General features: G+C 62.5%; 8 protein-coding genes. 1 reads left to right on the forward strand and 7 read right to left on the reverse strand.

What is annotated here, in order from left to right; all coding sequences use genetic code 11:
* Positions 1–142 precede the first annotated feature (142 nt).
* From ACVOLS_RS20775 to ACVOLS_RS20790, 4 genes are all read right to left on the reverse strand, one after another.
* Complete coding sequence (locus ACVOLS_RS20775) at positions 143–892, reverse strand: TerC family protein (RefSeq protein WP_481547204.1); 750 nt, start codon at positions 890–892, stop codon at positions 143–145.
* A gap of 54 nt (positions 893–946) precedes the next feature.
* On the reverse strand, positions 947–1,327 hold the full coding sequence (locus tag ACVOLS_RS20780; protein WP_481547205.1) for a diacylglycerol kinase: 381 nt from the start codon (positions 1,325–1,327) through the stop codon (positions 947–949).
* A 148-nt stretch (positions 1,328–1,475) separates the two neighbouring features.
* Positions 1,476–2,726 (reverse strand): sensor histidine kinase, encoded by a 1,251-nt coding sequence (locus ACVOLS_RS20785; RefSeq protein ID WP_481547206.1) that lies wholly within the window; start codon positions 2,724–2,726, stop codon positions 1,476–1,478.
* Positions 2,727–2,865: 139 nt separating this feature from the next.
* Positions 2,866–3,579, reverse strand: a complete 714-nt coding sequence (locus tag ACVOLS_RS20790; RefSeq protein ID WP_057630720.1) for a response regulator transcription factor — start codon at positions 3,577–3,579, stop codon at positions 2,866–2,868.
* A gap of 165 nt (positions 3,580–3,744) precedes the next feature.
* On the opposite strand from ACVOLS_RS20790, the gene ACVOLS_RS20795 reads away from it, so the two are divergent.
* A complete protein-coding gene (locus ACVOLS_RS20795) occupies positions 3,745–4,098 on the forward strand; it encodes a DMT family protein (RefSeq protein ID WP_481516493.1) in 354 nt (117 codons plus the stop codon).
* A 240-nt stretch (positions 4,099–4,338) separates the two neighbouring features.
* On the opposite strand, the gene ACVOLS_RS20800 is transcribed toward ACVOLS_RS20795, so the two are convergent.
* The 3 genes from ACVOLS_RS20800 to hemP form a co-directional block, all read right to left on the reverse strand.
* The gene (locus ACVOLS_RS20800; protein WP_481547207.1) at positions 4,339–5,265 is read right to left on the reverse strand and encodes a DUF6607 family protein; all 927 of its coding nucleotides are present in this window, start codon (positions 5,263–5,265) and stop codon (positions 4,339–4,341) included.
* Between the two features lie 90 nt (positions 5,266–5,355).
* Positions 5,356–7,560 carry a TonB-dependent hemoglobin/transferrin/lactoferrin family receptor gene (locus ACVOLS_RS20805; RefSeq protein WP_481547208.1) on the reverse strand — a complete coding sequence of 735 codons (2,205 nt, stop codon included), beginning with the start codon at positions 7,558–7,560 and terminating at the stop codon, positions 5,356–5,358.
* Between the two features lie 150 nt (positions 7,561–7,710).
* Positions 7,711–7,905, reverse strand: coding sequence for a hemin uptake protein HemP (gene hemP, locus ACVOLS_RS20810; protein WP_282273037.1), 195 nt, complete (start codon positions 7,903–7,905; stop codon positions 7,711–7,713).
* Positions 7,906–8,247: the final 342 nt, after the last annotated feature.

The following is an 8,247-nucleotide window of genomic DNA, read 5'->3' on the forward strand; positions in this document are numbered from 1 at the left end:
CGCCTCGAGTCATGAGCATGCCCGCAATCTGGGCAATGGCCGGCTTCGCGGCTGACGCCGCTCCTACAAAAAAAGACAAAGGGCCGGCAATGCCGGCCCTTTGGGTCCTGTTGCCGGCCGGGGGTTCCGGCCAATCAGGCGCTTACCAGTTGTCCGAACCCGGCACGTGGTGGGCCTTGGCGTTGCGGCGCATCAGCAGGTTCAGCCACTCCACCAGGATCGAGAAACCCATCGCCGCATAGATGTAGGGCTTGGGCACGTGCACGTCCAGGCCATCCAGCACCAGCACCGCACCCACCATCAGGATGAAGGCCAGCGCCAGCAGCTTCACGGTCGGGTTGGCGTCGATGAAACGGCCCAGCGGATTGGCTGCCAGCAGCATCACCGCTACCGACAACAGCACCGCACAGACCATCACCGGGACGTGCGAGGCGATGCCGACGGCGGTGATCACCGAGTCCAGCGAGAACACGATGTCGATCACCGCGATCTGCGCGATCACCATGCCGAACGAAGACGCCACCTTGGTCGTGGTCGGGTCTTCGTCTTCGCCACCGGTGACCAGCTCACGGATTTCCTTGCCGCCCTTGTAGAGCAGGAACAGGCCACCCACGATCAGCACCAGGTCGCGGATGGCGATACCCATCCCGGCCACGTTGAACAGGTTGCTCTCCATATGCGCCAGGTAGGCCAGCGAGATCAGCAGCAGGATGCGGGTGATACAGGCCACCGCGATACCGACGCGACGTGCCAGCGGGCGCTTCTGTTCGGGCAGGCGCCCGACCGCGATGGAGATGAAGACCAGGTTGTCGATACCGAGCACGATTTCCAGTGCGCTGAGCATGAACAGGGTGACCCATACGTTCGGGTCGGCTAGAAACTCAAGAGACATGTGAACAATCCTTCAATAACACCATTGCGTCAGCGCCACCCGGCGGCTGACTTGTCAGAAAACGCGCGGCAGCAGGATCAGGCCCCAGCACAGCAGCACGTTCATCATCAGCACGAATACCGCCGCCGAGCCCATGTCCTTGGCGCGGCCAGCCAGCACGTGGTACTCCGGACCGTAGCGCTCGATCACCGCCTCGATGGCCGAGTTGGCCAGCTCCATGGCGATCACCAGCAGCATCGAGCCGATCATCAGCACCTGCTCCACCGGGCCCTGGCCCAGCCACAACGCCAACGGCGCCAGCACCACGAACAGGCAGACTTCCAGCCGGAACGAGGACTCGTGCATCCAGGCAGCGCAAAGCCCCTGCCAGGACCACTTGGCGGCCTTCAGGATTCGCCCCGGGCCACGCGGCATATGCCCGATCTGATCAGCCATGCGACACCTTGCCAGTTGCCGCGCTGCGGCTGAGCACAACGATGGAGGCGGAACAACCGCTCATGGGAATGACACCGGTAGCGTGAGATTAGCCGCCAATTTTGCCACATCTGGTCATTGCTTACCGGCGACGCCGCAAAACCGCGTCTCAGCGGTACAGCAGGGTAGCGGTAGTGCCCTGCCCTTCACGGCTGTCCAGCTCGATACGCCAGCCGCAGCGCTCACACAGCCGGCGCACGATCGGCAGGCCCAGCCCGACACCCAGCTGGCGACCGCCATCGGCCCGGAAGAAGGGGTCGAAGATCCGCGCAAGCGCCTCGCTGCTCATGCCGATACCGGTATCGCGGACGACCACCTGGCCCGGCATCACCCGCACCTCGACCTCGCCCACATCGGTATACAGGCAGGCATTGCGCAACAGATTGGCCACCACCACGTGCATCACCCGCGGTGGTGCCATCAGCATCTGGCTGCCTTCCACCAGCACCCGCAGCTGGACCGGCTTGCCCTGCAACAGCTCTTCAACGTTGGCGGCCTCGTAGCGCACCACTTCGCCGACATCGAACAGCTCCGACTGCGGCTCCACATCCACCTCGCGGGCCAGCAGCAGGAAGGCATCGATCACCGCCTCCATGTCGCGGCCCGCACGCTGGATGCGCTGCAGGCGCGGGGTCAGCCCGGAATCGGCCAAGGCCATGTCGCTGGCCATGCGGATCACGGTCAGCGGCGTACGCAGCTCATGGCTGGCATCACGGGTGAAGTTGCGCTCACGTGCCACGTGATCGGCAACCTTGCCCGCCATGTCATGCAGGGCCAGCGCCAACTGTCGGGTCTCGCCCTGCACCTCCGGCGGCAAGCGCTCCGGCGCCAGCTCCTTGGCATCTGGGTGGCGTGGATCCCACAGCGATACCCGTCGTGCCAGCCAGCTGACCGGCGCAACCAGCCGCGATGAGGCGCGATAGGTCAGCCACGACGTTGCGTGGATGGCCAACAGGATCAACAGCCCCCCTCCCCATACGGCCGCGCGGTGCACAATCGAACGCTGGAATACCAGGTACAGCCGCCCCTCCGGCTGCTGGTCCACCAGCACCAGCTGATCGGAAGACTCCAGCTCATGAAACCCCGGTGCCAATGCTCGCAGCTGCGCGGGTACCTTCGCGCCGGCTTGCCCTGCTGGCTGCAGGTAACCGCGGATGCGCAGCGTATTGGGCGGCGCCAGGTCTTCCACCTGCGCGCTTTGCTGCCAGTAGTACTGCGCCTCACTCTGCAGGACTGCGTTGATCAGGCCGTACTTGACCACCAGGGCCATCAGATAGCCGCCAAGCAGCACCGCCAGACTCGCCAGCAACGCCTGCAGGATGAACGCTATTCTGATCTTCCGCGGTAACCCGTACGACATGCGCCCCCCCTAGAAGCCCGCGTGATTATATGAAACGGACTGGCTCCGCCGCAGAATCATCCGGCTAAAAAAAACCGCCGCAACTCATGTTCTGCGGCGGTTCTTCAAACCACAGGTGCCAGTACACGCCCCCTGCAGATCAGCCCATTGACTGGCCGATGTCGGCAATCCGGTAACCGGCACTCTGCACGGTATGCAGCAACGGCCGGTCGAACGGCTTGTCGATGATCTTGCGCAGGTTGTAGAGATGGCTGCGCAGCGTGTCTGAATCGGGCAAGCCATTGCCCCAGATCTCGCGCTCGATTTCCTGGCGGGTCACCACGCGTGGTGATTCGCGCATCAGGATGGTGAGCAGGCGCAGGCCAATCGGCGACAGCTGCAGTTCGCTGCCAGCGCGGGTAGCACGCATGCTGACCGGGTCCAGCACCAGGTCGGCGACCTTCAGTACCTCGGCACCGACCTGACGGCGCTCACGGCGGATCAACGCACGCAGGCGCGCTTCCAGCTCCTGGATCGCGAATGGTTTGGTCAGGTAATCGTCAGCGCCGTAGCCCAACCCAGTGAGCTTGTCGTCCAGCGTGTCGCGTGCGGTCAGCATCAGCACCGGCGTGGACTTGCGTGCTTCATTGCGCAGGCGGCGGCAAACCTCGATGCCGTCCAGTCGCGGCAGCATCAGATCCAGCACCACCACGTCGTAACTGTTCTCAGCGGCCAACCGGTAGCCGTCCAGGCCATCGGCTGCGTAGTCCACCTCGAAACCCTTGCCTTCCAGATATTCGCCAATCATCTCGGAGATGTTGCGGTTGTCTTCGACAACCAGTACCAGCCCGGACGATTCCTTGGTCTGTCGCATGGAGCCTCCTTAGTCTTCAGCTTTGTGAAAGATGCCGCACTCCTGGTGGATTCCGTGTGAAGACGGCTTTACGCCGCCACTGGTATCACTTGAAACTTATTCGGTGCGGATAAGCGTTTGCCCATCCGCACCCTATGCTAGCGACCCGCCTTGATGAAACTGGATATGGCCGCCCCCTCCTTTACCGCCTACCTCTACCCGGTACTGCTGCTGGTTGCCAGCAACGTATTCATGACCATCGCATGGTATGGCCACCTGAAGTTCAAGACCGCCCCGTTGATGACGGTGATCCTGGTCAGCTGGGGCATCGCCTTTTTCGAGTACTGCCTGCAGGTGCCGGGCAACCGCATGGGCAGCGCGGTGTATTCGGCGCCGCAGCTCAAGGGCATGCAGGAAGTGATTACCTTGGTGGTATTCGCGGTGTTCTCTGCCACCTACCTGGGACAACCGCTGAAGTGGAACCACTGGGCGGCGTTCGCGCTGATCGTGGTGGCCGCGTTGTTGATGTTCAAGGAATAAGCCGGAAGCATGTAGGAGCGGCGTCAGCCGCGAAGCTGGTGCCAATGAAGCAACGGTTATACCGGTGACCTGATGGAGCATCAGCTTCGCGGCTGACGCCGCTCCTACAGCTCTGCTCCCTCCCGTTGGCGAAGCCAAGGGGAGGGTTGGGGAGGGGTCAGCTCCTGGCCCTTGATGTTGCGGTAGCTTCGCGGCTGATGCCGCTCCCACAAGATCAGAAAAAGGCCGAACAAAGCCAACTTACTTGGCCGCTTCCACGTACTTCGCGAACACCGCATCGATCTTGCCGGTATCCACTGCCGCGCCACCCTGGATTTCCTCGGCCTGCTGGAACAGCGGCATGATCATCGCCATGCCATCGAGCTTGGTCTTCAGGTGCACGCCCGGTGCCTTGCCAAGGAAGCCATCCCAACGCTGGCGCACCTGCGCCCAGAACGGCGCGGTGGCGGCCCAGTACGTACGCGCCGGGGTGAAGTCCACTTCGGTGGTCTTGATGTAGTCGTTGAAACCGAACTCGCGCGCGATCTCTACCTGGCTGCCGTCCGCATTGCGCTGCACCTTGGTGTTGAACTGCTCATGGGTCCAGCCGTTCGGGGTGAGCGTGTGCTGGTTCACCACTGCCAGCGCGTTGTAGTCGCTGCGCTTGGTGTACTCGCGGCGCGGCAACGGCCGCCAGCTCAGGTCGCTGGTCCAGGTCGGCACATTGTTGTTGTAACTCCAACGGCCGGTGCCGCAATAGCGCGGCGCATCGCTGACTTCGTAGACGCACTGCGTCCACGCACCCTGGTTCAAGGCGGCCGGAATGGCGCGCACCGTCCAGGTCTGGTCTGCAGTGAACTCGAAACGCTGCGGCGCTTCATAGACCCAGTCCTGGCGCCAGTGCTTGGTGACATGGCCGCTCTTGGTGTCCACCAGCAGGTGCTGCAGCACGATGCGCCGCGAGCTGTCTTCAACCACGATCACCACTTCGTCACCACCGCTGCGCATCGCCGACGCACGCTCGTAACCGGGCTTGAGCAGCACGGTTTCATCGAAGGCGAAGTCCACCGTGTACTCACCCTGCATCTTCAGGATGCTGTCGTGGTCACGGGCGATATCAGCAGTGGCGGCGCTGGCGGCGGTGCTGACAAAAAACAGCAACGGCAGGCTGGCGGAAAGCAGCTTCATGGGTTTTCCTTGTGCGAATGGAAGGGATGGCCATCCATGGCCACGATGCGATCCTTCGCCGGCTCCTGGAGGAACCGCTAACGTTGTTGTTTACCAGGACACAGAGACGCTGGCCGAAACGGTGCGCCCCGGATTGCTGAAGCGATCAATCACGCTGCTGCTGCCAGCCAGCGTCGAGGTGATGCTGGACCAGTCGATGTAGTTGCGATCGGTCAGGTTGAACACGCCGACATTGAACTTGGCACCCGGTGCGAACTCCCAGTGCGCGATCAGGTCCATCACCCCATAACCGGCCGGGCGATACGCCGTGGCTACGGCGACGCGGTCCTTGCGGCGGGCAAAGGTGCCAGCCAGTTCAACGCCCCAATCGTCGCGGTCGTACATCAGGCCGACGGTGCCACGCAGTGGGTCCACCGAGTCCAGCGGCGTATCCGCGGTACGGTTCTGTCCATGCGCCCATGCCACCGCGCTGCGCAGGCCCCAGCCCTTCAGCGCATCACTGACCTGGCCGAAATCGACACCAGCCTTCAGCTCGGCACCATAGATGCGGGCATCAGCGATGTTCTGCGACTGGAACACCATCAGACCCTGTGCATTGACGCCGACATAGCGCTGCGATTCGATGAAATCGCGATAGTCGTTCCAGTAGCCGCTGACGCTCATGTAAGCGACCGGGCTGACATAGCGCACGCCCAGCTCCACACCATTGCTGGTTTCCGGCTTCAGGTCGGGATTGGGGATGGCGGTGTAATTAAAGGTCAGATTGGTGAAGCCAAGATTGACATCGTTGTACGGCGGCGAACGGAAGCCATGCGCGTAGCCAGCAAACACCGACCACTGGTCATCGAAGCGCCACACCACGCCCAGCTTCGGCGATACGCTGGTCTTGGTCAGCGAGGCCACCGCCATGTTCGGATTGTCTTCCCTGAAGATCGTGTCCAGTTCGGGCTTGAGCCGGTAATGGTCAACGCGAAGGCCCGGCACAACTGACAGGCGGCCATCGGCCAGGCGCATTTCGTCCTGTACGTAGAGGCCGAGTTCGGTGGTCTTGCTGATCGGGAAATCGCGCACCGGGAAGTTGTCAGGCGAGATGTTGGAGCTGATCGTGCCGTTGGCCAGAACCTGGTAACCATCGCGCTTCTGGCGGATGTCGGTGACCGCGCCATCGAAGCCCCAGGTCAGCGCATGCGTGACCGAGCCGGTCTCCAGCGCCTTGTTGAATTGCACCTGCGCACCGTAGACGCGCTGGTCGAAATGGAAGGCGCGATGACGGCGGCTGCCATTGGTCCGGCCTTCGTCGGTGACCTGCTTGGTTTCGCTGTTCTGGCTGTAGATCTGCCAGTTCAGGCTATCGGCGAACGCAGCATCCAGCGCATCCATTTCATGGGCGAAGGACAGCCGGGTACGGCTCTGCGTGTCATGCGCCTTCATGCTGGTGGTGGTGCGCGAGGCCGCAACCGGGTGCTTGTCGTTGACCGAGGAGAACACGTCGGTATCGGTGCTGTCCTCGTTACCTTCAACGGTCAGGCGGAAGCGCTGGCTTTCATCCGGCGCATAGACCAGCTTGGCCAGCACGCTGCGGCCATCGCGTTCCTGTGGATTCGGCGCGGTGCGGGTGTAGTCCATGCTGCGCACATCACCCTTGTTTCCGGTCTCCTGACCCTGATGATGGTTGACGTTGACCATGCCGCTCCAATGTTCACCGCCCCAAGCAGCGGTTGCACCGGCCAGCAGGCCCTTCCACTCACCGTCATAGCCAAACTTCAGGCCGACATAGCTGTCCTTGCCGTCCTTGAGGTAGTCCGCCGGGTCCTTGGTGACGAAGGCCACCACGCCACCGAGTGCATCGGAGCCGTACAGCGAGCTGGCCGGGCCGCGCACGATTTCCACACGCTTGAGCGTTTCCAGATCGGTGAAGTTGCGGTTGCTGTTGGCGAAGCTGCCGATATTGAAGCTCTTCGGCATGGCGATGCCGTCGGTCTGGATCAGCACCCGGTTGGCGTCCAGGCCGCGGATGCGGAAACCACCCAGGCCGAAACGGGTAGCGCTGCGGGTGACCGACACGCCCGGCTCGTAGCGCACCAGGTCGGCGATGTCGTTGGCCAACTGCTTGTCCAGCTGCTCGCGATCAATCACATCGACCGTGGCGGCGACATCACTGACCGCACGCTCGGTGCGGGTAGCGGTGACCTGCACGCGGTCGAATTCATGCACGGCAGGCGTGGCGACGTTCTCGGCACGCGCGGGAGACAGCACCGCCCATAGGGCAGCAGTCAAGACAGTTGGACGGATCATGGAGGCCTGGAATCTTGGAGTGAACAAAACCCCTGACAGACAGCCCGGTTGCCGGAGCAACCAGACTGCAGTCAAGGGGGGAGAGAGCTGTGCGTTCCTGGAAGCCAAGCGCGCCAACGCTGGCTACGGCGAACGCGGCCGTGCAGCGACTTATTTGGTGAGGATCAGCTTGTCGTTGCTGGTGTGCCGCAGGCGATAGAACTTATCGCCATGCTGGATCACGATCTCGCGTTGGCCCTTGAGCAGGGCGCCGCTATCGACAACGCCATCGACCGGCAACAACTGGACCGGGCGCTGCGGCAGGTGGAGGGTGCGGGGGCGAAGCATAACGGGCTGGGCCGACATCATCGTGATTCCGTGCTGGGGACGGAGTTGATGATAATGATTCTCAATAACGATGCAAGAACTATTTACAACAAGTTCGCAATCCGATCCAAACCCTTGTCAACCAAGGCCATCGTTCCACCAGTAGTGCCGAGCCATGCTCGGCAGGGGCTCACCAGCACCCCGCTCCGCTTGTGGGAACGGCATAAGCCGCGAAGCTGGCGATGCCGAGATCACCTACTTGCCCGCAAGCTGACAGACCTGCGGCTTCGCGGCTTACGCCGCTCCTACAAAAGCCAAACCCGCTGTAGTGCCGAGCCATGCTCGGCAGGGGCCTTACCAGCAGCCTGCCCCGTTTGTAGG

The organism is Stenotrophomonas sp. STEN038, assembly GCF_056759895.1.

What these genes read in the sequence shown, in the direction of transcription:
- ACVOLS_RS20775 (WP_481547204.1), bottom strand. Translation starts at nt 892, where the DNA reads ATGTCTCTTGAGTTTCTAGCCGACCCGAACGTATGGGTCACCCTGTTC.
- ACVOLS_RS20780 (WP_481547205.1), bottom strand. Translation starts at nt 1,327, where the DNA reads ATGGCTGATCAGATCGGGCATATGCCGCGTGGCCCGGGGCGAATCCTG.
- ACVOLS_RS20785 (WP_481547206.1), bottom strand. Translation starts at nt 2,726, where the DNA reads ATGTCGTACGGGTTACCGCGGAAGATCAGAATAGCGTTCATCCTGCAG.
- ACVOLS_RS20790 (WP_057630720.1), bottom strand. Translation starts at nt 3,579, where the DNA reads ATGCGACAGACCAAGGAATCGTCCGGGCTGGTACTGGTTGTCGAAGAC.
- ACVOLS_RS20795 (WP_481516493.1), top strand. Translation starts at nt 3,745, where the DNA reads ATGGCCGCCCCCTCCTTTACCGCCTACCTCTACCCGGTACTGCTGCTG.
- ACVOLS_RS20800 (WP_481547207.1), bottom strand. Translation starts at nt 5,265, where the DNA reads ATGAAGCTGCTTTCCGCCAGCCTGCCGTTGCTGTTTTTTGTCAGCACC.
- ACVOLS_RS20805 (WP_481547208.1), bottom strand. Translation starts at nt 7,560, where the DNA reads ATGATCCGTCCAACTGTCTTGACTGCTGCCCTATGGGCGGTGCTGTCT.
- hemP (WP_282273037.1), bottom strand. Translation starts at nt 7,905, where the DNA reads ATGTCGGCCCAGCCCGTTATGCTTCGCCCCCGCACCCTCCACCTGCCG.